At 70.9% G+C, this 25828-nt stretch carries 25 protein-coding genes; 13 read left to right on the top strand and 12 right to left on the bottom strand.

The window, feature by feature from the left end:
* Positions 1 to 63: 63 nt before the first annotated feature.
* A complete protein-coding gene (locus AB0N81_RS03665) occupies positions 64 to 828 on the top strand; it encodes a TetR/AcrR family transcriptional regulator (protein WP_365355308.1) in 765 nt (254 codons plus the stop codon).
* 32 nt (positions 829 to 860) lie between these two features.
* On the opposite strand, the gene AB0N81_RS03660 is transcribed toward AB0N81_RS03665, so the two are convergent.
* Positions 861 to 1871, bottom strand: coding sequence for a WD40 repeat domain-containing protein (locus AB0N81_RS03660; protein ID WP_365355306.1), 1011 nt, complete (start codon positions 1869 to 1871; stop codon positions 861 to 863).
* Positions 1872 to 1956: 85 nt separating this feature from the next.
* Here AB0N81_RS03660 and AB0N81_RS03655 point away from each other — a divergent pair, with 85 nt between their 5' ends.
* A complete protein-coding gene (locus AB0N81_RS03655; protein ID WP_365355304.1) occupies positions 1957 to 2688 on the top strand; it encodes a GDSL-type esterase/lipase family protein in 732 nt (243 codons plus the stop codon).
* Positions 2685 to 2942, top strand: coding sequence for a hypothetical protein (locus AB0N81_RS03650; RefSeq protein ID WP_365355303.1), 258 nt, complete (start codon positions 2685 to 2687; stop codon positions 2940 to 2942). Before AB0N81_RS03655 ends, AB0N81_RS03650 begins: the two co-directional genes overlap by 4 nt.
* A gap of 19 nt (positions 2943 to 2961) precedes the next feature.
* Here AB0N81_RS03650 and AB0N81_RS03645 read toward each other — a convergent pair whose 3' ends face one another.
* Together AB0N81_RS03645 and AB0N81_RS03640 are read right to left on the bottom strand one after the other, a co-directional pair.
* Positions 2962 to 3876 carry a hypothetical protein gene (locus AB0N81_RS03645; RefSeq protein ID WP_365355301.1) on the bottom strand — a complete coding sequence of 305 codons (915 nt, stop codon included), beginning with the start codon at positions 3874 to 3876 and terminating at the stop codon, positions 2962 to 2964.
* Positions 3877 to 3982: 106 nt separating this feature from the next.
* Positions 3983 to 4393: a hypothetical protein gene (locus tag AB0N81_RS03640; RefSeq protein ID WP_365355299.1), complete on the bottom strand. Its 411-nt coding sequence runs from the start codon at positions 4391 to 4393 to the stop codon at positions 3983 to 3985.
* A gap of 119 nt (positions 4394 to 4512) precedes the next feature.
* Here AB0N81_RS03640 and AB0N81_RS03635 point away from each other — a divergent pair, with 119 nt between their 5' ends.
* Both AB0N81_RS03635 and AB0N81_RS03630 read left to right on the top strand, forming a co-directional pair.
* The gene (locus tag AB0N81_RS03635; protein ID WP_365355298.1) at positions 4513 to 5289 is read left to right on the top strand and encodes a helix-turn-helix transcriptional regulator; all 777 of its coding nucleotides are present in this window, start codon (positions 4513 to 4515) and stop codon (positions 5287 to 5289) included.
* Positions 5286 to 5546: a DUF397 domain-containing protein gene (locus AB0N81_RS03630; protein ID WP_365355296.1), complete on the top strand. Its 261-nt coding sequence runs from the start codon at positions 5286 to 5288 to the stop codon at positions 5544 to 5546. Before AB0N81_RS03635 ends, AB0N81_RS03630 begins: the two co-directional genes overlap by 4 nt.
* On the opposite strand, the gene AB0N81_RS03625 is transcribed toward AB0N81_RS03630, so the two are convergent.
* Positions 5509 to 6684 (bottom strand): hypothetical protein, encoded by a 1176-nt coding sequence (locus tag AB0N81_RS03625; protein WP_365355294.1) that lies wholly within the window; start codon positions 6682 to 6684, stop codon positions 5509 to 5511. The genes AB0N81_RS03630 and AB0N81_RS03625 overlap by 38 nt on opposite strands.
* Positions 6685 to 6888: 204 nt before the next feature.
* On the opposite strand from AB0N81_RS03625, the gene AB0N81_RS03620 reads away from it, so the two are divergent.
* Positions 6889 to 8199: a DUF418 domain-containing protein gene (locus AB0N81_RS03620; protein ID WP_365355293.1), complete on the top strand. Its 1311-nt coding sequence runs from the start codon at positions 6889 to 6891 to the stop codon at positions 8197 to 8199.
* Between the two features lie 22 nt (positions 8200 to 8221).
* Here the strand turns inward: AB0N81_RS03620 and AB0N81_RS03615 are convergent, their stop codons facing one another.
* Entirely contained in the window at positions 8222 to 8731 is a 510-nt protein-coding gene (locus AB0N81_RS03615) for a carboxymuconolactone decarboxylase family protein (RefSeq protein ID WP_365355291.1), read from the bottom strand.
* A gap of 43 nt (positions 8732 to 8774) precedes the next feature.
* Here AB0N81_RS03615 and AB0N81_RS03610 point away from each other — a divergent pair, with 43 nt between their 5' ends.
* From AB0N81_RS03610 to AB0N81_RS03600, 3 genes are all read left to right on the top strand, one after another.
* Complete coding sequence (locus AB0N81_RS03610) at positions 8775 to 9290, top strand: MarR family transcriptional regulator (RefSeq protein WP_365355290.1); 516 nt, start codon at positions 8775 to 8777, stop codon at positions 9288 to 9290.
* An 82-nt stretch (positions 9291 to 9372) separates the two neighbouring features.
* On the top strand, positions 9373 to 9963 hold the full coding sequence (locus AB0N81_RS03605; RefSeq protein WP_365355288.1) for a Uma2 family endonuclease: 591 nt from the start codon (positions 9373 to 9375) through the stop codon (positions 9961 to 9963).
* 57 nt (positions 9964 to 10020) lie between these two features.
* On the top strand, positions 10021 to 11013 hold the full coding sequence (locus tag AB0N81_RS03600) for an aldo/keto reductase (protein WP_365355286.1): 993 nt from the start codon (positions 10021 to 10023) through the stop codon (positions 11011 to 11013).
* A 274-nt stretch (positions 11014 to 11287) separates the two neighbouring features.
* Here the strand turns inward: AB0N81_RS03600 and thpR are convergent, their stop codons facing one another.
* A complete protein-coding gene (gene thpR, locus AB0N81_RS03595) occupies positions 11288 to 11881 on the bottom strand; it encodes an RNA 2',3'-cyclic phosphodiesterase (protein ID WP_365355284.1) in 594 nt (197 codons plus the stop codon).
* Positions 11882 to 11905: 24 nt separating this feature from the next.
* On the opposite strand from thpR, the gene AB0N81_RS03590 reads away from it, so the two are divergent.
* Entirely contained in the window at positions 11906 to 12442 is a 537-nt protein-coding gene (locus tag AB0N81_RS03590; RefSeq protein WP_365355282.1) for a GNAT family N-acetyltransferase, read from the top strand.
* Between the two features lie 150 nt (positions 12443 to 12592).
* Here AB0N81_RS03590 and AB0N81_RS03585 read toward each other — a convergent pair whose 3' ends face one another.
* Together AB0N81_RS03585 and AB0N81_RS03580 are read right to left on the bottom strand one after the other, a co-directional pair.
* Positions 12593 to 13939, bottom strand: coding sequence for an MFS transporter (locus AB0N81_RS03585; protein WP_365355280.1), 1347 nt, complete (start codon positions 13937 to 13939; stop codon positions 12593 to 12595).
* A gap of 57 nt (positions 13940 to 13996) precedes the next feature.
* Entirely contained in the window at positions 13997 to 14434 is a 438-nt protein-coding gene (locus AB0N81_RS03580) for a MarR family transcriptional regulator (RefSeq protein ID WP_362998070.1), read from the bottom strand.
* Between the two features lie 157 nt (positions 14435 to 14591).
* Between AB0N81_RS03580 and AB0N81_RS03575 the strand changes: the two genes are divergently transcribed.
* The gene (locus AB0N81_RS03575; protein ID WP_362998072.1) at positions 14592 to 14774 is read left to right on the top strand and encodes a ribbon-helix-helix protein, CopG family; all 183 of its coding nucleotides are present in this window, start codon (positions 14592 to 14594) and stop codon (positions 14772 to 14774) included.
* Here the strand turns inward: AB0N81_RS03575 and AB0N81_RS03570 are convergent, their stop codons facing one another.
* On the bottom strand, positions 14775 to 16223 hold the full coding sequence (locus AB0N81_RS03570; RefSeq protein WP_365355278.1) for an NCS2 family permease: 1449 nt from the start codon (positions 16221 to 16223) through the stop codon (positions 14775 to 14777).
* Positions 16224 to 16417: 194 nt separating this feature from the next.
* Here AB0N81_RS03570 and AB0N81_RS03565 point away from each other — a divergent pair, with 194 nt between their 5' ends.
* Positions 16418 to 16675, top strand: a complete 258-nt coding sequence (locus tag AB0N81_RS03565) for a DUF2530 domain-containing protein (RefSeq protein WP_365355276.1) — start codon at positions 16418 to 16420, stop codon at positions 16673 to 16675.
* Positions 16676 to 16791: 116 nt separating this feature from the next.
* Complete coding sequence (locus tag AB0N81_RS03560) at positions 16792 to 19194, top strand: cation-translocating P-type ATPase (RefSeq protein ID WP_365355274.1); 2403 nt, start codon at positions 16792 to 16794, stop codon at positions 19192 to 19194.
* 13 nt (positions 19195 to 19207) lie between these two features.
* Here the strand turns inward: AB0N81_RS03560 and AB0N81_RS03555 are convergent, their stop codons facing one another.
* From AB0N81_RS03555 to AB0N81_RS03545, 3 genes are all read right to left on the bottom strand, one after another.
* The gene (locus tag AB0N81_RS03555; RefSeq protein WP_365355272.1) at positions 19208 to 20047 is read right to left on the bottom strand and encodes a DUF5707 domain-containing protein; all 840 of its coding nucleotides are present in this window, start codon (positions 20045 to 20047) and stop codon (positions 19208 to 19210) included.
* A gap of 228 nt (positions 20048 to 20275) precedes the next feature.
* Positions 20276 to 23431: a molecular chaperone Hsp90 gene (locus tag AB0N81_RS03550; RefSeq protein WP_365355271.1), complete on the bottom strand. Its 3156-nt coding sequence runs from the start codon at positions 23429 to 23431 to the stop codon at positions 20276 to 20278.
* An 831-nt stretch (positions 23432 to 24262) separates the two neighbouring features.
* The gene (locus AB0N81_RS03545) at positions 24263 to 25201 is read right to left on the bottom strand and encodes a DUF3027 domain-containing protein (RefSeq protein WP_365355269.1); all 939 of its coding nucleotides are present in this window, start codon (positions 25199 to 25201) and stop codon (positions 24263 to 24265) included.
* Positions 25202 to 25828 lie beyond the last annotated feature (627 nt).

Below are 25828 nucleotides of genomic sequence, written 5' to 3'. Positions count from 1 at the left end.
CCGTACTCAGTTTCGATGGGTACACCGTACTCAATTTCTGGGCCTGCGATTAGGGTGAGAGCCATGACGAGCACGAACGGCGGCGACGACCAGCGCACCGGCAGCGACATCACCCGCAGCCTGGAGCTGCTCTGGGGCGAGGGGGGCCGTCCGGCCCGGGGCCCCAAGCCGGGGCTCACGCTGGACCGGATCGTCACCGAGGCGGTGCGGCTCGCGGACGCCGAGGGCCTCTCGGCGGTGTCGATGCGGCGCCTCTCCACGGAGCTCGGCACCGGCACGATGTCCCTGTACCGGTACGTTCCCGGCAAGAGCGACCTCGTCGACCTGATGCTGGACCGCGTCCACACGCCCCCGGACGAGGACGAGCCCTTCACCGGCGGCTGGCGCGAGGGCATCGAGGCGTACGCGCGGGAGACCCTCGTCCTCTACCGGCGCCACCCCTGGCTGCTCCACGTCAACCAGGCCCGCCCGGTGCTCGGCCCCGGCGCGATCAGCGGCCTCGACCGCGTACTGTCCCGCATCAAGCCGATGGGTCTGAGCGACCCCGAACTGATCGGGGTGATCGTCATGACGGAGGGGTACGTCACCGGGATCGCCCGCACCCAGGTGCACGAAACGGAGGCCGTGACCAGGAGCGGCCTGTCCGAGCAGGACTTCTGGGAAGCGCAGGCCCCGACCCTCGAACGCGTCATGAAGAGCGGCCGCTATCCGACCCTCGCCGGCCTCACCGACGACTCGTTCGGGCCGGACTTCGACCACTTCGAGTTCGGCCTGCAGCGCCTCCTGGACGGCCTGGACGCCCTGGTGGCCCGGCGCGCCGAGAGGTGAGCCCCGGGCCGGTCGCCGGTCCGGCGTGCGGCTTACCTGCGAGCGCCGCCGCGCCGCCCAAGACGCTTCAGACCGAACACGGCCAGCAGAACCGCCCCGAGCACGACGGCCCCGGTCTTCACGCTGCCCCCGATCCCGGAGTCCCCGTCCCCACTCCCGTCACCGGAACCCGACCCGCCATCCGACGAGCCGGAGCCGTCCCCCGCCCCGCCCGGCGCCTCGACGGGCTTGACCTCGCTCTGCGCGCCCTCGGTGCCGTACATCAGCGTGGTCCCGTCGAGCGTGTACGTCACGGATTCCCCCTGCCGCTGGAGCGGCACGCTCAGTCGCCCCTTGCGCTGCGGCTTCTTCCCGTCCCCCTGCCACGCGTACCAGATGCCGCCGAAGTACCCGCGCAGCGCGAGCTGCTTGCCGTCGGGCGAGAAGGCGCCGTCGGTCACCCAGAGATCGATCTCGGACACGCGCTTGAAGACATTCGTGCCCGAGGCGGACATCCGCTCCGGGCTCTCGTACAGCCCGCCGCCGTCCTCGTTCTTGCTCACGATGTAGATCCGCCCGGTCTTCGGGTGCACCATCAGCGCCTCCGCGTCCCGTGCGCCGTCGGCGTACTTCACGACGTACTGCGTGGCGCGGACGGTCTGGTCCTTCAGCTGCTTCGGCTCGGGCAGCTTGTAGACCCAGACGTTCGACCAGGTGCCGTTGAGGTTGTCGCCGATGTCGCCGACGTAGATGTTCCCGTCACTGCCGACCGAGATCGCCTCGACATCACGCGGGGCGCCCACACCCGTCATGGTCACGGTGGCGACGGTCTCCCCCGTCTTCGAGTCGACGGCGTACAGGAAGGCGCCCTTGTCCTGGTCGTTGTGCGTCCAGTAGACGCCCGGGTGGGCGCGGGAGGCGGCGAGGCCGCTGGACTCGACGATCCGCGGGTCCTTGATGTCGAACCCGTCGTGGTCGTCGGCGGCGGCGGGCACGGCGGTGGCGAAGACCAGCACGGCACCGGCGACGAGGACGGATGGCGGAACAGCCCGAAGCGAACGCATGGGCCCAAGCGTGCCATTCGCGCTCCGCGGCGGAGTGCGCAGCCTCACATCGCAGGCGGCCGCCCCCATCCGGGATGATGTCCGGATGCTCAGGTTCATGTTCGTCGGCGACTCGATGACCATCGGAAGCGCCGGGGAACGCACCTGGCGCTACTGGATGTGGCAGCACCTGCGCGACACCCTCGGCCCCGAGGGCGTCGCCGTGGTCGGCCCGCGCACGGCGCTCCACGACAAGGCGACGGGAGAGCCCCTCTCCCAGGACTACGCCGACGTGCCCCCGGAGTTCCCCCGCCACCACCTCGCGGGCTGGGGCGAGGGCTGGCTGCACATGGCCCCCCAGATAGCCGGCGCCCTGCACCGCGACCCCGCCGACGTCCTCCTCATCTCCCTGGGCCTGATCGACCTGGGCTTCTACACGAACGCAGACCAGACGACAGCGAACGTCCGCGCCTTCATCACGGCGGCCCGCTCGGCGAACCCCGGAATCCGGATGGTCCTGCTCCCCGTCATCCCGAACATCCGCGCGACATCGGACGCCCCGTTCGCGACGGAGGTGACCCGCTTCAACGAACTCCTCGCGAAGACGGTGGCGGACCTGGACACGTCGGCTTCCCCCCTGCTCCTGGCGTCCCCGCCGCTGTCGTACGACATCCACGTGGACACGTACGACGGCACACACCCGAACGCGTCCGGCGAGCACAAACTGGCGTCGGCGTTCGCGGAGGCGCTGTCCCAGGGGTGGGGTATCGGCGGCCCCTGCACCACCCTCACGGGCGATGGCGCCCCGCCTCCCCTCGAAGTAGCTTCCAACCCATGAACCACGGCCCCGGCCACGGCAGCATGGAACCGTTCCTCGACCTACTGCCGGAGGCCTTCCCCTGGGTCCGCTCCCTCCCCGAGGCAGACGTCCACGCCTTCGCCGTCGAACTGAACGACGCGATGCGCGCCGTCGAGTCGCTCTCCGACAGCGCGGCCGTGGCCCAACTCCTCACCGCCTGGCGGCATACGGCGGAGGCTCACGCGGACCCGGTCCTGCTGGCGGCGCTGACCCGCGACCACGGCGTGACCTGACGGGGGCACGCGTCGGCCGTCAGGCGCCCGCGCCTGCCAGGCGGTCGCGCCACGGCAGGGGTTGTGGGTGGCGGTCGTTCGCCGTGGTAGAGGTAGCCCCCTCCGCTCGGCACCGGCCGCATCGGGTTTCCTCGGCCAGCGGCCGGAAGACGTGCTCCGCCCCCGGCCCCGCGCACGTCACGAGGCCGGGCCTCGCCGCAGCCACCTCCGCCAGAGACGGCGTCGGCCCCGCGCGGTCCGGGAGCTTCTGCACCAGCCGGTGCCGTACGAATCCCACCGCCGACCGGACCCCGCCCGAAGGCAGCCCCGCCGTCAGCGCCTTGCGGAGGTCACCCGCCGAGATGCCCCGTCGCAGCCACTCCGCCGCCGTCCCCGCCAGGACCCTCGCCTCTCGTACGCCGAGCAGCAGGTCCCGGTTCACGTGGCGGAGTGACAGCAACACCCGCTCGGCCTCGGCCAGTTCCGTGTCGGCTGCGGGCTCCGGGTCTTCGGGCGGGGGGTGGGGGAGATTCTTCTCCCGTTGTTCTTCGGGGTAAGAGCCACCGGGTTCCCGCGTCCCCGGCCCTCCGACCGTCGGCGTATGCGTAGTCGGCGGCGGGCCGTCCCCGACCCTGGCCCGGCCCGCCTCCTCACCCGTCAGGGTGACGTTCGCCAAGAGCTGCTCCGTGACCCAGCGGCCCCGCTCCCCCTGCCACCGCCACGCATGCAAGTAGCCGGATTCCGTGAGGAGTTGCTTGGCCCGCTGGTAGGCGCGGCCCTTGATACCGAGCCGCGCCGCGTGTTCGCCGAGCGAGCGGGCGGTCACGTCCGCCTCGGAGAGCCCCTGCACGTACAGGAGCAGGATCTTCGCGTCGCTGTTCAGGCACTGATGCCGTACGACGTCGTGCGAAGCCTTCGTGTAGCGCCGGGTGGGCGCGATAGCATGCCGAAGCATCCCGGTGGACCTCTGATCCATTCGGTGGTGAAGGTCCTCGGGCGGTGTTGTCAGCACCTCCGGGGACCGCCCCATGTCCAGGTGGGCACAGAGCGTGATTGCGCGGTCACCGTACCGCACGTTTAGTCGTCTCGTGCAACAAATCACCCTCCACGAACGGGACTTCACTCGTCGGGCGCGACCTCCAGTCCAGCGGCCACGTGTAGCCGTCCAGCGCGGGCACGCCCACGTACGCGAGGTTTCCCGCACGCCGGCCCAGCGCACGCGCGCCGATCGGCCAGGTGTACGAGTCCGCTGCCTGCGGGGGCAACAGGAAGTAGAGGTAGCGCCCGCCCGTCGCCTCGCGGACGATCGGGCCCGCGCGGAAGTCCGTGAACTGCATCAGGTCGTACGCGACCTGCTCGCCCAGCGCGCCCTCGATCCGTACCGCGTCGAAGTGAATGCCCGCGTGCCGCAGGGCGTGGCCCGTCGCCGGAATCCAGTCGTGGACCCTGAGTGATGAGGTTTCCGAGTTCATGCAGCAGATGCTGTCGGGCGCTCACATACTGTGACCAGAGCTGCGCTTTGGCCGTGCGGCGTTGTGCACTTGGGGAGGTCGCTGTGCACTCCGGTGGACAGAACTCAGGGAACCTGGAGATGTTCGGCTCGTTGCTGCGGTTCTTCCGCGAACGGGCCGGGATGACGCAGGAGAAGCTGGGCGGATACGTCGGGTACTCCAAGTCGCAAGTGGCAATGGTGGAGCGGGGCGAGCGGCCCCCGAAGGGCAAGCTGGTCGAGATCGCGGACGAAGCACTCGGTGCACAAGGTGCACTTCTTGCAGCAGGCGAGAAACTTCAGGTCAGCCGATTCCCGTCGTGGTTCGAGGACTACGCCGAGCTTGAGGCGGAGGCCGTCGCCATCTACATGTACGCGAACCACGTGATCCCCGGCATGCTCCAGACCGAGTCGTATGCGCGGGCGATCTTCAACTGCCATTGCCCACCCCTGGAGGACGAGGAGGTCGAGTCGCGCGTAACAGCTCGGCTCGACCGACAGCAGGTGCTTCAACGCAAGCCCGCACCCCTCGTCGGCTTCGTGCTGGAGGAGCACACATTGACTCGCCCACTTGGCAGCCGCCAGGCGCTCAGGGAGCAGTTGGACCACGTTCTCGACGTGGGGCAGCGGCGCAACGTCGAGCTCCAAGTGATGCCGCACAACCGACAGACGCACGCCGGGCTGAACGGCCCGATGATTCTGCTGGAGACGGCCGACCGAGACCGTGTCGCTTACGTCGAGGGGCCGAGCGGCGGCTACTACGTACGCCAACACTCGGACTTGGTGGACCTGTTCGCGCGGTATGGCATTCTGCGGGCTCAGGCTCTCAACCCCGAAGAGTCCGCGAAATGGATCGGGCAGGTGGCGCAGACGCAATGAACACCGAGCTGATGTGGTTCAAGTCCAGCTACAGCGGCGACCAGGGCGGCGAATGCGTAGAGGTGGCCCTCGCCTGGACCAAGTCCAGCTACAGCGGCAGCCAGGGCGGCGAATGCCTGGAGGTCGCCGCCACCCCCGCCACCATCCACATCCGCGACTCAAAGCTGAACCCCGCCGGGCCCACCCTCCAGATATCCCCCGCCACCTGGACCGCCTTCCTCAGCGCGCCTGCGCGGCCCGCGCCCGGTCGGACATGAGCTGCGTGGCGAACTGGAGGTCGTCGCTGCCGTAGCTGCGGCTCTCCGTGTCCTTGCCGCCCACGACCGTGAGTACCGTCCCCGTGCGTACCAGCGTGTAGTCGGTGGTCTTGGAGACGTACCCGTCGCCCTGGCTCTCCGCCTGGGAGAACGCGATGAGTTCGTCGCCGATGGCCGGCATGCTCAGCCGCTGCGCGCCCTCCCCCGCCGCCTCTCGGCTCTTCTCCGTGAAGGCGGCCTTCGCCTTCTTCTCGCTCGGGTACGCGAAGACGAGGAACTGGGTGTCCATGCCGTAGCTCGGGTAGTACACGGCCGAGCCTTCGAAGGTCGAGCCGTCGTCCTGCGAGGCGACGTCGGCGGTGGGCGGGCTGCTCTGGGTCCAGCCGGAGGTCAGGCTGGTCGTGTCGGGCAGGACGCTCAGGACCGCGTCGGCGTCGGCCAGCGGCACCGGCTTCTCGGCCCCGCCCGCCTTGTCCGCCCCGTCCGTCCCGTCCACACCGGTTCCGGCACCGGTTCCCGTCCCGGGGCCCGCGTCGCTTCCGCCGCCGGTCGCCGCACCGTCCGACTGGGAACGGGCGCCGGGGACGGATGCCCGGTCGGAGCCCGGCGAGTCCTCGCCGCTGAACGCCTGCGTGCCGCCGTAGACCGCGAAGACCACGAGGACGAGGAGTACGGCCAGCGACGCCACCAGCGCCGTACGTCCCGCGGGGGTGTTGTTGAAGGTCACGGGGCCCAGCGACAGGGTGCTGCCCCGCACCTTCGCGCCGCCGTCGATCACGATGCTGCCCGTGTACTCCCGAGGGGGCTCGGCCGGCGGCGGATCAGCCGCAGGAGGGCCCGCCGTGGGAGGACCGGCCGGAGGCGGACCCGCGAGCGCCTCCGCGAGCCGGGCGGCGAACTCCGGGTCCGCGGCGACCCGCTCCCGCACCGCTTCCCGCAGCGCGGCCAGCGCCTCCGGGTCCTGCGGCCTCTCCTCCACGACGTCCAGCACCGCCCGCCCGGAGGGACTCCCGCCGATGCGCTGTCGTACGAGATCGGAGACGGTCTGCCCCACCTCCGCCCCGACCGCGCCCGCCGCGCCACCGGCGAACCCCGTCATCACGCGCACCGCTTCCGCGACCACGTCCACGGACCCCACGCCACCACCCCCGAGTCATGGGCATGCCATCAGACTCATGCCGAGCTTCCCATTGTCGGCCAACGCTCCGTGTTTGTAAGGGCGTTGGACGGTCCGGCCCCGGCATTCCGGCGCCCGCATCCGCTTTCGCCGCATCCCTTGGTCGCCCACCCCTGGCCGAAAGACGGACGCCCTCCCCCGGCCCGCCTTCCTACCGTCCAGTGCATGACGGTCGAAATCACGAAGACAGAGCCGGCAGCGGCGGAGCGGGCCCTCGCCCCAGACCTGGCGCGAGGGCTGATGCTCCTGCTCATCGTGCTGTCCAACACCGCCTTTCACCTCTGGAAGGCGGAGCACGGGCCCTCCGGGTGGCAGCCCGTGGACGGTGGGGTGGTCGATCACGCCGTGCAGTTCGCGATGATCGTCACCCTCGACATGCGGGTGTACCCGCTGTTCGCCTTCCTCTTCGGCTACGGCATGACGCAGCTCTACCTCCGCCAGACCTGCACGGGGACCTCGGCGCGCGGCGCCGTGCGCATCCTTCGGCGGCGGAGTCTGCTGCTGATCGTCATCGGGCTCGCGCACTCCACGCTCCTCATGGCCGGCGACATCGTCGGCTATTACGGGCTGCTGAGCCTCGCCCTCGGTCTGCTCTTCCTGCGGCGCGGCGACCGCGCGCTGAAGTGGTGGATCGGGATCGGTGCCGCGCTGCTGCTCTTCGGGGCGCTGGAGCCCGTCGTATCGGCGTGGGCGCGGGGCGAGTTGGGGTCGCTCGGCGACGCGGGCGCCGAGCCCGGTGCGGCCGCCTACGCCGCGGACGACCCGAGCTGGTTCGGCGCCGCCGGAACCCGGCTGGAGAGCGGGCTCTTCGTCACCTTCGTCGCCGCGCCGCTCTCCCTCGTCGGCGGCGGCTTCACCGTGTTCCTGCTCGGCTTCTGGGCCGCACGCCGCCGGATACTCGAAGCGCCCGGCCGCCACCTCCCCCTCCTGCGCCGCACGGCGGTGCTCGGCATCGCAGTCGGCTGGCTCGGCGCGCTGCCCGCGGCCCTCGCCCACATCGGCGTACTCGACGTACCGGACGACGCGCAGAGCGAGTCGGGGGCGCTGAGCCTGCTGCGCGACATCACCGGGAACGCCGCCGGTCTCGGCTACGTCGCCGCCCTCGCCCTCTTCGCCCATTGGTGGACCCGGCGCGCGGCGGGGCGCGGCGCAGGGACGGGGCGCGGCGCAGGGGCGGGCGTCGCGACGTCGGTGGGCATCGCGACGTCGGTGGGCATCGCGGCCACAACAGTCACCGCGGTCTCCGCCGTCGGCAAGCGTTCCCTCTCCTGCTACCTCGCGCACTCCCTCCTCTTCACCCCGCTCCTCGCCGCGTGGGGCCTCGGCCTCGGCGCGCACCTGACCAGCGCGACGATGGCGCTGGTCGCGGTCGGGGTGTGGCTGGTGACCGTGGTCGGCGCGTACGCCCTGGAGCGGGCCGGGCGGCGCGGGCCGGTCGAGGTGGTGCTGCGTCGCCTGATGTACCGGAGTCGGTGAACCGGAGTCGGTGAACCGGCGCTCAGGCCGTCGCCCGCGTCAGCCGGTTCGCCAGTGTCGACATCGTGTACGTGCCGATGCCGAGGACCACTTCGAGGGCGTTGCGCTCGGTGTAGCCGTGGGCGAGGAACGCCTTCAGCGCGGCGTCGTCGACCCCGCCCGCCGTGGCCAGGACGGTGAGCGTGAACTGGCGGACGGCTTCCAGGGGTTCGTCGGGCAGAGCCCGCCCCTCACGGAGGGCCGCGATCAGTTCGGTCGACACGCCCAGCTTGCGCAGCTTGCCCGTGTGCATCGTCACGCAGATGTGGCAGTCGTTGCGCGTCGCGACCGTCATGATGACGACCTCGCGGGCGACGGGGTCGAGGGTCGTCCGGTCGAAGGCCGCCGTCATCTCCAGGAAGCCGTTGAGGAGTTCGGGCGACTCGGCGAGGCGGGCGACCGCGTTCGGCACCTGCCCGAAGGCGGCGGCGGTGCGCTCCATCGCGGCGCGCGAGTCGGACGGTGCGGTTTCCAGTGTGTGCGCGGTGAACATCCCGTACCCCCTGCGGGCCTTCCCGGCCCCTAAAATGGACAACATGGTTGACGACAAGAAGAAGGTAAACCAGGTTGACGGTTCGGGCAAGGGATATGAGGGACAGGGATATGAGCTGCCCCTTCTCCTCTTCGCCGGATTCCGCACCCTCATCGACCGCCTGCACGCCGAACTCGCCCACCAGGGCCACCCCGACCTCCGCCCCGCGCACGGGTTCGCGATGCAGGCCATCGGGGCGGCCGGGGCCACCGCCAGCGAGGTCGGGCGGCGGCTCGGCGTCTCCAAGCAGGCCGCGGGCAAGACGGTCGACCGCCTCATCACCCTCGGCTACGCCGCCCGCACCGACGATCCCGCCGACGCCCGCCGCAAGCTGGTCCAGCTCACCCCGCACGGGTTCGACGCGCTGCGCCGGTCGGCGGCGGTCTTCGACGGGCTGCGGGGGGAGTGGGCACAGGCCCTCGGGGCCCGTCGGCTCGGCGAGCTGGAGTCAGACCTTCGCACGGTCGTTCCCCCGGACGCGTTCCGGCTCGACGCGGCGGGGTGGCTGGGCGGCTCGTGACCGGACGTGACCTCGGCTCCGTGCGTATCGTTGTACCGCGCGGCCGTGCTCGACCGGGATACGGCCGGGGAGGAGCGCCACGATGACCGTCGTAGAGACCGACAGGATCGCCATGGCCGAAGACGACGTCGAGTGGGACTTGGACCGATGGTTCGAGCTGCTTGAGCGGATGACCCCCGAGGGAATCAAGGCAGAAGTTGTCGAGGGGGCCGTTTCCATGGTGCCGCAGCGGAATGTGCACTGGCAGATCATCCGGAGGGTCCTCTACGCCCTGGATGACAGGTTCAGCCGGGACTCACTGGTCATGACGGACGTACGCATCGACTTCCCCGGCTATCAGAATGGCTTCTGCCCTGACATGGCGAAGCTCAAGGACGGAGCGAAGCCGGACACGGAAGGCCGCTGGCGGCACCAGGACGTGGAGTTCATCGCCGAGGTCATCTCCCGAGGCACCGGAATGAACGACTACGGCCCGAAGAAGGCCACCTACGCCGAAGCCGGTGTCCCCGTCTACCTCATCGCCGACCCGTACCAGGGCCGCTGCCACGTCTACACCGACCCCAAGGACGGCGAGTACCGCACCGAGTCGAAGTCCGACTTCGGCGAGGAGATCGACCTGACCGGCACCGTCGTCGACCTCGTCCTAAAAACCGACAGCTTCCCCCGCGACTGACCGCCCCCCGGCAAAGGCCTTGCCTGGAGCCCACTCCACCCCGTTGGCTAGGACCCCATGAGGTATACGCAGCTGGGACGCACAGGGCTCAAGGTCAGCCGGCTCACGCTCGGCACCATGAACTTCGGGCCGCTCACCAACGAACCCGACAGCCACACACTCATGGACGCCGCACTCGACGCGGGCGTCAACTTCTTCGACACCGCCAACACCTACGGACAGAGCGTCGGCAAGGGCCGCACCGAGGAGATCCTCGGCACCTGGTTCACGCAGGGCGGCGGACGGCGCGACAAGGTCGTGCTCGCCAGCAAGGTGTACGGGAACATGGCCCCGGACGGGGAGACCTCCTGGCCCAACCACGACCGGCTCTCCGCGCTCAGCATCCGCCGCGCCGTGGACGCGTCGCTCAAGCGGCTCCAGACCGACCACATCGACCTCTACCAGTTCCACCACATCGACCGGCACACGCCGTTCGAGGAGATCTGGCAGGCCATCGACGTACTGGTGGGGCAGGGCAAGATTCTCTACGCCGGGTCCTCCAACTTCCCCGGCTACAAGATCGCCCAGGCCAACGAGACCGCCCGTCGCCTCGGCAGCTACGGCCTCGTCAGCGAGCAGTGCCTCTACAACCTCGCCACGCGCGACGCCGAGACGGAGGTCATCCCCGCCGCCCAGGACTACGGCCTCGGCGTCATCCCGTGGTCGCCGCTGCACGGCGGACTGCTCGGCGGCGTACTGAAGAAGGAGGGCGAGGGCTCGCGCCGCACCGGGGGCCGCTCCGCCGCGGAGCTCGCCAAGCCGGAGGTCCGCGCGCGGGTCCAGGCGTACGAGGACCTGCTCGACAAGCACGGTCTCGAACCCGGCGAGGTCGCGCTGGCCTGGCTGCTGACCCGGCCCGGCATCACCGCGCCGATCGTCGGCCCCCGCACGGCCGAGCAGCTCGACTCCGCGCTGCGCGCCGTCGAGCTGGAACTGTCCGCGGAGGTACTGGACGGCCTGGACGAGATCTTCCCGGGCCCCGGGCCGTCGCCGGAGTCCTTCGCCTGGTGAAGCGGGGCTGGCTGACCAGGCAGGACTGACCAGGCGGGATTGACCAGGCGGGATTGACCAGGCGGGATTGACTAGGCGGGGCGGTCGCGCCCGCGCCTCCGTGCGGGGCGGTCGCGCCGCACCACTATGCGGGGCGGTGGCGCCCGCGTCGGCTGAGAGCCTGTGTCACGGGCTCTAACCGCCGACCATGGACGCCACCGCCACCACGACGAACATCAGCACGAGCACACCGGCCATGATCCGGTTTCTGGTCTTCGGGTCCACACCGTCGAGGTTAACCGGCCCCGCCCGGCACCCGGACGCCGCCTCCCAGAACCCAGCGCCCCACCGCCTCGTACCGGGGCCGCTCCCCCGGCACCCCGCTCCTCGGCAGATTGCTTCGTACGAGGGTCAGCTCGCGGACCGTCCACGCGGTCCCCTCGAAGGAGGCGAGCGCGTCGACGTACGGCCTGAGACCCGTCTCACCACGGCCGCGCGCCACCGTGAGATGCGGGCGGTAGTGCCGGTGCTGCTCCTCCATCGTGACGCCCGCCTTGCGGGCCGCCGCGTCCGTCCGCGCGGCGAGCAGCCGCAGCGCGGCCACGTCACCCGTGGCGCCCGCCCACAGCGCCCGGTCGCCGAAGTGCCCGCCGCCGTGCAGGGAGAGGGTGAAGGGCGGCGTGCGGTGCGCGGCCCGCTTCAGGCGGGCGGTGAGGTCCGGCACCGTCCCTTCGTCGACCTCCGCCATGAAGGCGAGGGTGAAGTGCCAGCCGTCGCGGGCCGTCCAGCGCAGCGCGTCGGCGCCCGGCAGCTCCCGCAACGCGCCTGTCGCCGTGGCCAGTTCGGAGGTCGCGGAGTCCGGCGGAAGGACCGCGGCGAAGAGTCTCATGGGCCTGAACGCTAGCCTCCCTCCATGAGTGATCCCATGCAGATCCGGCCGGGCGGTGCCGACGACGTTCCCGCCGTCCTCGCACTCTTCGACGGGGCCGTGGAGTGGCTCGTCTCGCAGGGCCGCACAGGACAGTGGGGCACCACGCCCTGGTCGGAGAATCCGAAGGCCGTCGCGTTGGTCGAGAAGTACCTCACGACGGGCGAACCATGGATCGCGGAGATCGACGGCGAGGTCGTGGGCACGGTGACGCTCACCGACGGGCCCGGCGGCGACATCATCCCGGAGGCGGACGAACCCGAGCGGTACATCCACCTCCTGGTCGCCGACCACCGCCGCTTTCCCGGCCGCGGCGTGGGCCGCGCGCTCCTCGCACACGCCGCCGAGGAGACCCGGAGGCAGGGTGTGTCCCTGCTCCGGGTCGACTGCTACGCGGGCGACGACGGCAAGCTCGTCGCGTACTACGAGAGCAACGGCTTCGAGCGGACGACCCCCTTCACGGCCGACAACCGCGAGACGGGCGACGCGTGGCCCGGCCAGGTGCTCGCCAGGCGCGTCTGAAACCGCCCGCCCCCGCGCCCGGCGCAGAGCCACCTCCGACGCAACGCAGGTTCGCGGCACGCCGCAGCATCAGCCCACGTCGACACCGCCGCGTCAGGCGCCCGCCCGGCGCGGCCGAACCCCTGGGCCGCCCTGCACACCGCGCAGACGTCACGCCGCCGCCGCCAGCTCCCGCTCCCTCGGTACGAACTGCACGTGCTGCCGACCGCGGCGCAGGTCCACCTTCAGGCGCAGGTTCGCCGCGCGGGCCAGCATCAGGCCGACACCGGCCGCGGCCACCAGGCAGACCAGGCCGCCGACGGCCATGCTGATCCGCACGCCGTAGGCATCGGCGAGCCAGCCGAAGAGCGGGCCGCCGAGCGGCGTGCCGCCGGTGAAGACCATCATGAACAGCGACATGACGCGGCCCCGCATCTCCGGGTCCGTGGCCATCTGGACCGAGGAGTTGGCGGTGACGTTCACCGTCAGGCCGAGGATGCCGATCGGCACGATCAGCGCGACGAACATCCACAGGTCCGGCGCGAACGCCGCCACGACCTGCAACGCGCCGAAGGCGATGGCCGCCCCGGCTAGCAGCCGCAGGCGCGAGGTGCCGCGCCGGGCGGCGAGCAGCGCGCCGGCCAGCGAACCGACCGCCATCAGGGTGTTGAAGAGCCCGTACATCCCCACGCCGCCGTGGAAGACGTCGTCCGCGAAGGCGCTCATCCAGATCGGGAAGTTGAACCCGAAGGTGCCGATGAAGCCGACGAGGACGATCGGCCAGATCAGCTCGGGGTTCTTCGAGACGTAGTTCAGGCCCTCTCGCAGCTGCCCCTTGCCGCGCGCCTTGCGCGGAGTGTGCTGCAACTCGGAGGTGCGCATCAGCAGCAGGCCGGTGAGCGGCGCGAGGAAGGACAGGCCGTTGGCGAGGAACGCCCAGCCGGGTCCGACGGCGGCGGTCAGACCGCTCGCCACGGCGGGGCCGACGAGGCGGGCCGACTGGAAGTTGGCGGAGTTCAGCGACACGGCGTTGCGGACCTGGTCGGGTCCCACCATCTCGGACACGAAGGACTGCCGCGTCGGGTTGTCGACGACGGTGACGAGGCCGGTGAAGAAGGCCGCGAAGTAGACGTGCCAGACCTGGACGTGGCCGCTGAGCGTCAGCGCGGCGAGGAAGAGCCCGCTGAGACTCATCGCGCCCTGCGTGACGAAGAGCAGGTTCCGCTTGGCGAAGCGGTCGGCGATCACGCCGCCGTACAGGCCGAAGAGCAGCATCGGCAGGAACTGCATGGCCGTGGTGATGCCGACGGCCGCGGAAGATCCGGTGAGGCTCAGCACCAGCCAGTCCTGGGTGATGCGGGCCATCCAGGTGCCGGTGTTGGAGACCACGGCGCCGGTCGCGAAGAGCCGGTAGTTCCGGATCTTCAGCGAGCTGAACATCGAGGTCTTCTTGGGGTGGACGGGTTTGTCGAGGGCGGTTGGTGCGGGGGCGGAGTCTGCTCCGGGTCCCGAACTCAAACTGGCTTCGCCTCCTTGGCGTACGTAGCGTCTCGTCTCCCGCGGGGCGCCGCGGGACTACAGGTGCGCGAGCTTCTCCAGGACGGGCGCGGCGGCGCGCAGCCGCTCCCACTCGTCCTGGTCGAGATGCTCGACCAGACCCGCGAGCCAGGCGTTCCGCTTGCGGCGGCTCTCTTCGAGCATCGCCTCGGCGGTCTCCGTCTGGGTCACCACCTTCTGGCGGCGGTCCTCGGGGTGCGGTTCAAGACGGACCAGCCCCTTGGCCTCGAGCAGGGCGACGATGCGGGTCATCGACGGCGGCTGCACGTGCTCCTTCCGGGCGAGCTCGCCCGGGGTGGCGGAGCCGCAGCGGGCAAGGGTGCCGAGCACCGACATTTCGGTGGGGCTCAGCGACTCGTCGACCCGCTGGTGCTTGAGTCGACGGGACAGGCGCATCACAGCAGAGCGCAAGGCGTTCACGGCGACGGCGTCGTCACCATGGGAGAGGTCCGGCATGTTTGTTAGCGTAACTCATTACCCAAGCTAAGTACCACTTGGTTTCCGCCCGCCTCAGCACCGGCAGTCCCATGCTCAACCATTTAGTCACCCGAACGAGTGAGGTGACTTCGGAAAGTGACGCGCGGGCCGCCGGGCGCCCGGGACGCTGTCCCGCATGGGATCGCCAGTGCTCAGCCTGCGCATAGACGGTGAGCTGCTCGACCGACTCCGACAGCACGCGGCCAAAAGAGGAATGAGCGTCCAGGACTATGTGGTCCGGACGCTCATTCGCGACGACTTCGACGAACGGTTCAAGACGTCCGTCGAGGAGACAGAGAAGTTCTACGGGGCGGCGTGACTACGTCAGGTTCAGCGCCGGCATCAGGTAGTAGAAGGCGAACACCGCCGACACCGCGTACATCGCGACCGGCACCTCGCGCCCCCGGCCCGCGGCGAGCCGCAGCACCGTGAAGGTGACGAAGCCCATGCCGATGCCGTTCGTGATCGAGTACGTGAACGGCATCATCAGCATCGTCACGAACGCGGGGATCGCGATCGTGTGGTCGGCCCAGTCGATCTGCCGGATGGACCCGGACAGGATCAGGAAGCCGACCGCGAGCAGCGCGGGCGTGGCCGCCTGGGACGGCACCATCGTGGCGAGCGGCGTCAGGAACAGCGCGACGGCGAAGAGGCCGCCGGTGACGACGTTCGCGAAGCCCGTGCGCGCGCCCTCGCCGACGCCCGCCGTGGACTCCACGAAGCAGGTGGTGGCGGAGGAGGACGAGGCGCCGCCCGCGGCGACGGCGATGCCGTCGACGAAGAGGACCTTGTTGATGCCCGGCATGTTGCCGTTGGCATCCGTGAGCTTGGCCTCGTCGCCGATGCCCATGATCGTGCCCATGGCATCGAAGAAGCACGAGAGCAGCACGGTGAAGACGAAGAGGACACCGGTGAGGATGCCGACCTTCTCGAAGCCGCCGAACAGGCTGATCTGGCCGACGAGCCCGAAGTCCGGCGTCGAGACGGGGTTGCCGGGCCACTCCGGGGTGGTCAGGCCCCACGAGGGGATGTCCGCGAGGGCGTGGATGACCATGGCGACGACCGTCATGACGACGATGCTGATGAGGATGGCGCCCGGCACCTTGCGTACGAGCAGGGCCAGGGTGAGCAGTACGCCGAGCACGAAGACGAGGACGGGCCAGCCGTTGAGGTGCCCGTCGCCGCCGAGCTGCAGCGGGACGGTGGTGTGCGCGGCGTCCGGCATGCGCGAGACGAAGCCGGAGTCGACGAGGCCGATCAGCATGATGAACAGGCCGATGCCGATGGCGATGCCCTTGCGCAGGCCCAGCGGCACGGCGCTCATGACGCGCTCGCGCAGGCCGGTCGCGACGAGCAGCATCACGACGAAGCCCGCGAGGACGACCATGCCCATCGCGTCGGGCCAGGACATGCGGGGCGCGAGCTGGAGGGCGACGACGGTGTTCACGCCGAGGCCCGCGGCGAGGGCGATCGGGACGTTGCCGATGACGCCCATGAGGAGCGTGGTGAACGCGGCGGTCAGCACGGTGGCGGTGACCAGCTGCTTGTTGTCGAGCTGGTGCCCGTACATGTCCTTCGCGCTGCCCAGGATGATCGGGTTCAGCACCACGATGTAGGCCATCGCGAAGAAGGTGGCGAAGCCGCCGCGGACTTCCCTGGCGAGGGTCGAGCCGCGCTCCGAGATCTTGAAGAACGCGTCGAGGCCGTTCAGCGGGGCTTTCGGCGGCTCTTTACGGGCATCGACCGGAGCGCTGGCCGAGGAAGACATGGAAAACCTCATGACCTGTGGTGAAGAAGGTGATGTGCCGAGCTTTAAGGAGTTGTACCTTCGTACGAAAGCAATCGGCCATTAACGAGCCGTTTCAGTATGAATACATGAGAGCGAAATCGCTATCTCCGCGCGTAGACCCTTGCGGGGCAACGGGTGTACGGGACACTGCCCCCGCCTCGTAAGGTGTACCCATGGCGAAGTGGACCCCCAAGCACGAGGCGCCGGAGCCCCTTGAGGGCCCCGTGGTCGCCACCATCACCGGCGGCACGATCCTCTGGTTCGTCCTCTTCCTGGTCCAGCTGCCGTTCTACGGCTGGTTCGACGACCGCGACACCACCTGGTGGGTGTGGACCTGCCTGGCCGGCGGCGGCCTGGGCCTCATCGGCATCTGGTACGTACGCGGACGCGACGCCGCGATCAAGAGGGCGAAGGTCACCCAGCCGCAGTAGAAGGTCACACCGCCGCCGCGGCCCGTACAACCACAGGACGGCTCACGTCCTACCCTGGTCGGATCTTTGGGGCATTCAAGGGGTGAAGCCCCAGAACCCCCCTTACCGTCGAATGCATGACGCATATCGACGCGGGCGCCGAGCTCGACCCGGTCCACCCGGTGCCGCCGCCCAAGGGGCGGGCCACCGGCCTGACCGCCTCGGAGGTCGCCGAGCGGGTCGCCCGCGGCGAGATCAACGACGTACCGGTACGCAGCTCCCGCTCTCTCGGCGAGATCATCCGGGCCAACGTCTTCACCCGCTTCAACGCGATCATCGGCGTGCTCTGGGTGATCATGCTGTTCGTCGCGCCGATCCAGGACAGCCTCTTCGGCTTCGTCATCGTCGCCAACACCGGCATCGGCATCATCCAGGAGTGGCGCGCCAAGAAGACCCTCGACAGCCTCGCCGTCATCGGCGAGGCCAAACCCACCGTGCGGCGCGACGGGCGGGCCGCCGAGATCCCCACCTCCGAGATCGTCCTGGGCGACCTGGTGGAGCTCGGCCCCGGCGACAAGATCCCGGTCGACGGCGAGACCGTGGAGGCCGACAGCCTGGAGGTCGACGAGTCCCTCCTCACCGGCGAGGCCGACCCGGTCATCAAGAAGCCCGGCGACAAGATGATGTCGGGCTCGTTCGTGGTCGCGGGCGGCGGCGCGTTCACCGCCACCAAGGTCGGCCGCGAGGCGTACGCGGCACAGCTCGCCGAGGAGGCCAGCCGCTTCACGCTCGTCCACTCCGAGCTGCGCTCCGGCATCTCCACGATCCTCAAGTACGTGACGTGGCTGATGGTCCCGACCTCCATCGGCCTGGTGATCTCCCAGCTCGTCGTCAAGGACGACGACTTTCGGCAGTCCATCGCCTACACCGTCGGCGGCATCGTCCCGATGATCCCCGAGGGCCTTGTGCTGCTGACCTCCGTGGCCTTCGCGATCGGCGTGATCCGGCTCGGCCGCAAACAGTGCCTCGTACAGGAACTGCCCGCGATCGAGGGCCTCGCCCGCATCGACACGGTCTGCCTCGACAAGACAGGCACCCTCACCGAGGGCGGCATGGACGTCACCGAGTTGCGCCCGCTGAACGGCACCGACGAGGCGCACGTGCGCAAGGTCCTCGGCGCCCTCGGCGAATCCGACCCGCGCCCCAACGCCTCGCTCCAGGCCATCATCGACGCCTATCCCGACAGCGAGGACTGGCGCTGCACCGAGTCCCTCCCCTTTTCCTCCGCCCGCAAGTACAGCGGCGCCTCCTTCAGCGAGGGCGACGGCACCGACTCGACGTGGCTGCTCGGCGCACCCGACGTACTCCTCCCCGACGGCGACCCGTCCCTCGCCGAGATCGAGGACCTCAACAAGCAGGGCCTGCGCGTACTGCTCCTCGCCCGCGCGAAGACCGACCTCGACGACCCCGCCGTGGCGTCCGGCGCCCGCGCCACCGCGCTGGTCGTCCTCGAACAGCGGCTGCGGCCCGACGCCGCCGACACCCTGCGCTACTTCGAGGAGCAGGACGTCGCCGCCAAGGTCATCTCCGGCGACAACGCCGTCTCGGTGAGCGCCGTCGCGGGCAAACTCGGCCTGCCCGGCGCACAGAACACCGTCGACGCGCGCCGCCTGCCCACCGAGACCGACGAGATGGCACAGGCCCTCGACGACAACTCCGTCTTCGGCCGGGTCACCCCGCAGCAGAAGCGCGACATGGTGGGCGCCCTCCAGTCACGCGGCCACACGGTCGCCATGACCGGCGACGGCGTCAACGACGTCCTGGCCCTGAAGGACGCCGACATCGGCGTCTCGATGGGCTCAGGCTCGGAGGCGACGCGGGCGGTCGCCCAGATCGTGCTCCTCAACAACAGCTTCGCGACACTGCCCTCGGTGGTCGCGGAGGGCCGCCGCGTCATCGGCAACATCACGCGCGTCGCCACGCTGTTCCTGGTCAAGACCGTCTACTCGGTGGTCATCGCGCTGCTCGTCGTCTGCGCGCAGGCCGAGTACATCTTCCTGCCGCGCCACCTCACGCTGCTCTCCACCCTGACGATCGGCGTCCCCGCCTTCTTCCTCGCGCTCGCCCCCAACAAGGAGCGCGCGAAGCCGCACTTCGTGCGCAGAGTCATGCGGTACGCGATCCCGGGCGGCGTCATCGCGGGCGTCGCGACCTTCATGACGTACGTCCTGGCCCGGCACCACTACGAGGGCGCGGGCGCGCGGGAAGCCGAGACCAGCGCGGCGACCCTGGCGCTGTTCCTGATCGCCATGTGGGTCCTCGCCATCATCGCCCGCCCCTACACGTGGTGGCGGATCGGCCTCATCGGCGCGATGGGTCTCGGCTTCCTGCTCGTGCTGACCGTGCCCTGGCTCCAGGACTTCTTCCAGCTGAAGCTGGTGGGCACGACGATGCCGTGGGCGGCGGTCGCGATCGCGGCGGTGTCCTCACTGGCCGTCGAGGTCGTCTACCGCTGGGTGGACCGCCGCTTCCCCGCCTGACGGCGGGCGGCTGCTACTGGACGTCGACGAAGTCGCTGGTCGACGTCACGGACGGGGTCGTGGACGTGCCCGCGAAGACGTAACGGTAGTAGCCGTCGGCGGAGGCCGTCACCGTGGTCTTCAGGTTGCCCTTGGTGTCGGACTTGACCGTCTTGAGGGTCGTGTAGCTGCTGGCACCCTTCTTCTTGTACTGCAGCTTCACGTCCTGCTTGGTGTAGCCCGCGTACTTGGCGGTGTCCCAGTTGGCGCGGGTCAGGGCGCCGGAGACCGTGAGGGTCTTGCCCTTCTTGATGGGCTCGGGGGAGGCGTTGGTGGTCAGGCGGGCGGCGCGCTTCACCGAGACGCTGGTCGGGTACGCGTCGTCGGAGACGTGGTCGCCGTCCTTGCCCTGCGCGATCGTCCAGACCTTCCACTTGCCGGCCAGGATGTTGCTGTAGATGTTCACGTTCGGGTCGGCGACGACCGTGACGGTGCAGGTCGAGGTGGTCGCGTTCACGGCGGTGCAGTCGCCGGTCTCGGTCTCGGGGACCATCGAGCCGTCGATGTTGTTCTCGTCGAAGGACGTGCCGTGCCACAGGAACGCGACGGCGTCCTCGATGCCGGACGGGTCCGTCGCGGTGACGGCGATCTTGACCGTCTTCTTGGCGGTGGTGCCGACCACGATGTCCTTGCCACCGTTGACGGTGATCTTCGTGATCTTGGTGTCGCCCACGGCGGTGTCGGCCGGGGCCTTGGCGGCGAAGGTGGCGGCACCGGCCGCCTTCGGGGCGTCGTCGGCCTGGGCGGCCGGGACGGCGAGTGCGGAAAGGGCCAGGGTGCCGGACAGTGCGGCCACGGTGGCACGGATGCGCATGTGTTTCCCCAGTTGGAGAAGGGGCCTCGCGGTGCATTTGCCTTCACGCGAGACCCGAGTGATCTAGGAGTCTGTTGACTCGCAAGATCAGACTCGCCACAGAAGCGAACGGTTGTACGACGGGTGAAGAAATTGTGACCGGGTTGTGGAATGCCCTGTTCCGCCCGGTACGCCGGTAGGCCAGGACGGAACAAGGCACTCCACAGCGCCCGGGAGGTCAGCGGAAGGTCAGTCGAACCAGCGGTCCCGGGCCAGCTCCGCCGTGCGCGAGGGGTCTTCGAGCAGCGCCGCCACCTCGAAGCGGCGCGGCCACTGGCCCGCCGCCCAGGCGAGACCCGCCGCGACCCCCTCCACCGTCGCCGCGTGCACGACACCGTCCGGGGTGCGGCGCCAGTCCAGCTCCACGCCGCCCGCCACCAGTTCGTCGTACTCGACGTACGTCTCCGGGGCCGCGGCACCCAGCAGAATGCGCACGGACTCGGGCACCGCGTGCTCGACGCCCTCCCCCGCCGGCTCCACGGCCGCCGTCTCGCTCAGCCGCCGCACCTGGAACAGCTCCGCCAGGTCCCCCGCCCTGCCGGGCCGCACGGGCAGCAGCGCCACGCCGTCCGCCAGCGGCAGCAGATCGGGGGCATCGGCGACCACCGCGTCCGCCGCGTCGACCACCACGACCTCGCCGTCCACCACCGCGCGCAGCTCGTCCGGAAGGGTCACCTGCTCCGGATCGAGATCGGCCAGCGCCCCGTACAGGGCGTGCAGTTGAGCAGCCGAAACGGGACGCTCCGGGTCCGCGAGACGGTCGAGCAGCTCGGCCGCCCCGCCCGGCTCCTCCAGGAGGGCCCCGACGGACGTCCGTACGCCCAGCGCCCGCAGCACCTGCTCATCACCGAACCCGGACGCGTCCACCGCGTCGTAGAGCCCGGCCAGGAGCGGATCACCGCCCTCCGCCCGCAGCCCGGCGGGCCGGCGGCCGTCGAGAACCGGATGACCACGCAGCCACCACGCCGCGTACGAACGGACCGTCTCCGTCGTACCGTCCGGCAGCAGCACCCGCAGCGGCTGCGTCAGCGCGTCCCGCAACGGCGGGCGCGACAGCATCGCCAGCGCCTGCGGCCAGCAGTCGTCGTCGACCAGGTCGAGATCCCGTACGGCGACGATCTCGGTGGCCACCGGCGGCACCGGAGTGTCCGGCAGCCGGTCGAGCACGTCCTCGCACCACACGTCGACGGCGTCGAGCAGACCCGCGTCGTCCGGCTCCGGGAAGTCGCCCTCGCGCGGCTCCAGTTCATCCGGGTCGAGAACGACATCGGTCGCCCGTACGAGAGCGAACGTGGCGAGCACCCCACAGGCGGCGAGCGGCTGCTCACCCCACCGCTCGGCCAACTCCTCGTCCACGAGCGCCAATTCGTCTTCCCGCATGACCTGCGCGAACGCGCTCCCCGGCAGGACCAGCTCACCGGCCGGGGAGAGCTCACCGTCCTCGTCGGGCAGCGCGAGGGCCGCCAGCCACGGCTCGTCGCCCGGAGCGAGGTTCGCGTCCCGCACGAGCGCGAGCACGACGTCCGCCAACTCCTCGGCGTCCAGCGCCTCCTCGTCCCACGTGTCGTCGTCGAGGGACGCGGCCACGGCCGCACGGACCTGCGGCGTCGTCAGAACCGCGCGAGGCGTCGCGGGCAGCGCGCCGAGCTTCTCCAGAAGCGGGTGGACGGCGTCCGGGTGGGCGACCTTCAGACCAAGACGGGCCAGGGACGCCGGATCGCGCTCGTCCCCGGGCGCGGGAAGCAGAACCTGCCGGGGTCCGATCGTCGTACGGCCGTCGGCGAGCGGCACCGGCAGCCCGGAAAGGCGGTCCGGGTCGACCCCCGCCAACGTGTCGTACAGCCGCCGCCACCAGCCCGGCTCCCGCTCAAGGCCCGCGAGACGGTCGACCGCCTCGGTCAGCGGAACGCGCGCGACATCGAGCGTGCGCAGCTCGGCGCGGCGCTCGAGACCGGCGGGCAGCAGACTCGGGAGCACCTCGGCGAGCACACGGACCGTATCGGCACCGGCACCCTCCACGACCTCCGCGTCACGCGGCCGCAGAACCTCCGGCAACTCGTCCTCATCGCCCTCTGCACGAGGCAGCGCCGGCGGCAGGAAAGCGGCGCGAGGAAGCCGCTCCAGGATGCCCTGCCGCAAAGCACCGTCCAGCTCACTCCTGCCGAGCGGCCCCGGCACGAGAGAAATGATCTCCTCCGTGACGGGCCGCCAGTCGGCGAGCAGCTCGACGTACGCCTCCGCGGCCCGCTCCACCAGGAAATCCGTCAACGGCCCCGGCGCCGCGTGCCGCCGCGCGGTGTCCAGCGGAAGCGACGCGAGGAGCAACGCCGGTACGCCCAACGGCTCGTCGCTCGGCGTCGGCGCGTGCACGACCGGCGTCGTACGGGGCCGCTCCGGAGCGCCGTCGGGGCCCGCGGGCACGGCCCAGGTGACCGACCAGTACGGGCGCAGCCGCTCCTCGACGGGCCGGTCCTTCAGCAGGACGGCGTCGAGCGGACCCTGCCGGCTGACGGTACGCCAGCGGGTCGTGCCCTCCCGGCTGTCCTCCACGATCGTGTACGGGGCCTCGACGCGGCGGCGCAGCGTGCGGGTCGACCCGTCCGGAGTCTCGATGCGGACCTCCTCCAGCCCCGGAAGGGCGAGGAGCAGCGCGTCGTCGACAGCGTCGAGCAGCCGCGCCACGAGGTCCTCCGCGGCGGCGTCGCGCAGCGGCAGGATGACGACCGTGTCATACCCCTCCGGGGCGGTGCCCTCGGCGGCGAAGGGCAGCCGGAGCAGCGGGACGTGGCCGTCCCGCCGCCGGACCTCGTCGCCGAGCCCCGGGCTGAACCTGGCGGTCTCCGCGGCGAGTTCACGCGCCTCGTTGAGCGACCAGCGGACACCGCCGGTACGCCCCACGACGGCGGGCTCGTCACTGACGGCCAGCACGGCGGCGAATCCGACGCCGAACCGTCCCACGCTGCCGGTGGCCCCCTGTTCTCCGGCCTGCGGGCCGGACGCCCTCGGGTCGGGCTCCCTCTTGGCCGAGGCGCGGAGGGTGGAGAGGGACTCCACGCCCGCGGCGTCCAGCGGGGCGCCGCTGTTCGCCGCGGCGAGGACCCCGCCGCGCAACGTCAGCGCCAGCCGGCCTGGCACGCCCGCGCGGGCGGCCGCGTCCGAGGCGTTCTGCGCGAGTTCCACGACGAGACGGTCGCGGTAGCCGCCGAGGGCGAGATCCTCCTCGGCGTTGGCGTCCTCACGGAAACGGGCCGGCGCCCCCGCCCAGGCGTCGAGGACTCCGCGGCGGAGGCGGGCGGTGCCGAAGGGATCAGTACCCTCGGCCGCCGGCCGCACGGTCTTGCTCACGGTCGACTGTCTCCTCTTGTGGTGGCTCTTGGGGGTGCGGGGTGTGCTGGGTGGCTCTTGGTGGGTGCGGGGTGTGTTGGGTGGCTCTTGGTGGGTGCGTGCTGGGTGGCTCTTGGCGGGTGCGTGCTTTGGGGTCTGCCTTGGTGCTTGGCCTGGGGGCGAACGGTACCGCGTCTCGCCGGGGGCGTTGGGGGTGGAGCGGGGGCGGGGGGGCGGGGGGGGTTGCCTGCGCCGCTTCGTGGCGGGAGGGTGGGCCCGCTGTTCCCGGCCGTGCGGCGGGCGGATCTCTTCGCCGCTACGCGGCGCTCTCCCCCACCCACCCACCCGTTTGCCCCGCACCGCAAGGTGAACGTGCGCTACGCCGCTCCGCGGCCGGGACGTGGGCCCGCTGCTCCCGGCCGTGCGGCGGGCGGATCTCTACGCCGCTACGCGGCGGTCTCCCCCACCCACCCACCCGTTTGCCCCGCACCGCAAGGTGAACGTGTGCTGTGCCGCTTCGCGGCGGGAGGGTCGACCTGCCGCGCTCAGCCCGTAAAGCGGGCGTTTCTTCGCCGCTACGCGGCGGATCTCCCTCCCGCCCACCTACCCTCCCGTTTACCTCGCACCGCAAGGTGAGCGTGCGCTACGCCGCTTCGCGGCGGTCTCTCCCACCCACCCACCCGTTTGCCCGGCACCACAAGGTGGACGTTCGTGGGGATGGTGAAGGGCGGGTGGGTGGGGAGAACGCCGCGGAGCGGCGACGCGGGGGGAGTGGGCGCAGGGGGACTGGTGGACAGCCCCGGGCAAGGCGGGCGACGGCCACACCCCACCCCCGCCCCACCGCTGCCGGAACTACGAGTGGCCGAGATCCTCCGCCGGCCCCTCCACACTCACCGACCCGGAATCCGCCGCAGGGCGCAACGGCAGTACGTCCACCCGCGTCTCGTCAAGCACCGGCGGCGCCGGCCGCGGCGGCTTCGGCATGACCGCGGCCTCCGAGTGCCCACCGCACCCGTACGACAGGGACACGACCCGCCCGTCCGCGGGCCCGAACTCATTGCCGCAGATACCGAACGCCTGCCCGAGCGAGCCTCCGATCCGCACGAGGAACCCGCAGCTGACGCACGCCGCGGGCGCCGCCTGCGCCATCGGGGTCTTCGCTCCGTACGCCTCGTCCCAGCGGTCCGCCGCGACGTGCAGCCCGTAGCGGGACAGCACCCGCGACCGCCGCATGCCCAGTTCGTCGGCGACCGCCGCGATGGAGCCGCGGGCGGGCGCGACCGGCAGCTCGGCGGGCGACACCGCCGTGACCTCGGCGTCCTCCGCCTCGACGAGCTCGGCCATCTCCTCCGAGACCACGGAGTTCGGCGGCGGCTCCTCCTCGCCCGAGTAACCGGGTTCGAGGCGCAGGTCCTCGGCGTCGGTCGGCAGCAGGTCGCCCGGCCCCATGTCGCCCGGCCGGAGCCGCTCGCTCCACGGCACCCACTCGGGGGCGAGGAGCGCGTCGGGACCCGGCAGCAGCACCGTCTCGTCGAGGGTGACGACCTTCGCCCGCGAGGCACGGGCGACCGTCACGGCCCACCGCCAGCCGCGGTAGCCGAATTCCTTGCACTCGAACAGGTGCGTGACGACCCGGTCGCCCTCGACGACGACCTCGACGTGCTCGCCGACCACACCGGGCGCGGCGGCGTCCTCGGCCGCGGCACGGGCCAGGCCGACCGCCTCGGCGCACAGGCGGTCCGGGGTACGCGGGGTGCGCGGGGTACGGCTTCGCGTTGTCGCTGCGCTCACAAGTATCGCTTCTCTCCTACGCCGTCTCACGAGTGCGCCACCCTTACGCGGGGGTACGGACGGAGCGGACCAGAGGGCCGCGTCAACGTCCGCGCCCGACGTTCTCGGGCGCACCTACGTCACCCATTCTGCGGGATGACCGAGAGGCGCGCGGCCAAGAACAACCGCCGCAGGCGCGCTACGCACGCTACCTTCTCCTGGCCCCTGGGCCTACACCGACGTACGCCACCGCGCCCCGCACCACCCCTCGTCCCCCTCCACGCAGCCCCCCGCACCACCCCTCAAACCGCCGCCGCTACGCGGCGTTTCCCCCACCCACCCGCCCTTTCCATCCCCCACAACCAAACACCCGAAAAACCCACCCCAAACCGGCACAGCACGCCCGCTTCCCGGTGCGGGGCACACGAGCGGGCGGCTGGGGGACCCGCCGCGTAACAGCACCGAACATGTCCGCCCTGCAGCGCGGGGCGCACAGACGGGCGGCCGGGAGCCCACCCCGGAGCGACACAACACACGCCCACCCGCGGTGCCGGGCAAACGGGTGGGCGGGGGGGGGGGAGGGGACCGCCCTCTCCGCCGCGAAACGGCGTAGCGCACCTCCACCCCGCAGTGCGGGGCGCGGCACCG

It is taken from the genome of Streptomyces sp. NPDC093510 (assembly GCF_040683555.1).
In the GTDB taxonomy this organism is placed as follows: Bacteria; Actinomycetota; Actinomycetes; order Streptomycetales; family Streptomycetaceae; genus Streptomyces.
This window is presented reverse-complemented; position numbering and strand designations above follow the sequence as displayed.

Bases quoted from the DNA above. Each gene is read 5' to 3' on its own strand.
- AB0N81_RS03605 (WP_365355288.1), top strand. From the start codon at position 9,373: ATGACCGTCGTAGAGACCGACAGGATCGCCATGGCCGAAGACGACGTC.
- AB0N81_RS03615 (WP_365355291.1), bottom strand. From the start codon at position 8,731: ATGTTCACCGCGCACACACTGGAAACCGCACCGTCCGACTCGCGCGCC.
- AB0N81_RS03555 (WP_365355272.1), bottom strand. From the start codon at position 20,047: ATGCGCATCCGTGCCACCGTGGCCGCACTGTCCGGCACCCTGGCCCTT.
- AB0N81_RS03575 (WP_362998072.1), top strand. From the start codon at position 14,592: ATGGGATCGCCAGTGCTCAGCCTGCGCATAGACGGTGAGCTGCTCGAC.
- AB0N81_RS03630 (WP_365355296.1), top strand. From the start codon at position 5,286: ATGAACACCGAGCTGATGTGGTTCAAGTCCAGCTACAGCGGCGACCAG.
- AB0N81_RS03645 (WP_365355301.1), bottom strand. From the start codon at position 3,876: ATGCTTCGGCATGCTATCGCGCCCACCCGGCGCTACACGAAGGCTTCG.
- AB0N81_RS03640 (WP_365355299.1), bottom strand. From the start codon at position 4,393: ATGAACTCGGAAACCTCATCACTCAGGGTCCACGACTGGATTCCGGCG.
- AB0N81_RS03655 (WP_365355304.1), top strand. From the start codon at position 1,957: ATGCTCAGGTTCATGTTCGTCGGCGACTCGATGACCATCGGAAGCGCC.
- AB0N81_RS03590 (WP_365355282.1), top strand. From the start codon at position 11,906: ATGAGTGATCCCATGCAGATCCGGCCGGGCGGTGCCGACGACGTTCCC.
- AB0N81_RS03660 (WP_365355306.1), bottom strand. From the start codon at position 1,871: ATGCGTTCGCTTCGGGCTGTTCCGCCATCCGTCCTCGTCGCCGGTGCC.
- AB0N81_RS03570 (WP_365355278.1), bottom strand. From the start codon at position 16,223: ATGTCTTCCTCGGCCAGCGCTCCGGTCGATGCCCGTAAAGAGCCGCCG.
- AB0N81_RS03650 (WP_365355303.1), top strand. From the start codon at position 2,685: ATGAACCACGGCCCCGGCCACGGCAGCATGGAACCGTTCCTCGACCTA.
- AB0N81_RS03600 (WP_365355286.1), top strand. From the start codon at position 10,021: ATGAGGTATACGCAGCTGGGACGCACAGGGCTCAAGGTCAGCCGGCTC.
- AB0N81_RS03665 (WP_365355308.1), top strand. From the start codon at position 64: ATGACGAGCACGAACGGCGGCGACGACCAGCGCACCGGCAGCGACATC.
- AB0N81_RS03620 (WP_365355293.1), top strand. From the start codon at position 6,889: ATGACGGTCGAAATCACGAAGACAGAGCCGGCAGCGGCGGAGCGGGCC.
- AB0N81_RS03580 (WP_362998070.1), bottom strand. From the start codon at position 14,434: ATGCCGGACCTCTCCCATGGTGACGACGCCGTCGCCGTGAACGCCTTG.
- thpR (WP_365355284.1), bottom strand. From the start codon at position 11,881: ATGAGACTCTTCGCCGCGGTCCTTCCGCCGGACTCCGCGACCTCCGAA.
- AB0N81_RS03635 (WP_365355298.1), top strand. From the start codon at position 4,513: ATGTTCGGCTCGTTGCTGCGGTTCTTCCGCGAACGGGCCGGGATGACG.
- AB0N81_RS03560 (WP_365355274.1), top strand. From the start codon at position 16,792: ATGACGCATATCGACGCGGGCGCCGAGCTCGACCCGGTCCACCCGGTG.
- AB0N81_RS03565 (WP_365355276.1), top strand. From the start codon at position 16,418: ATGGCGAAGTGGACCCCCAAGCACGAGGCGCCGGAGCCCCTTGAGGGC.
- AB0N81_RS03610 (WP_365355290.1), top strand. From the start codon at position 8,775: ATGGTTGACGACAAGAAGAAGGTAAACCAGGTTGACGGTTCGGGCAAG.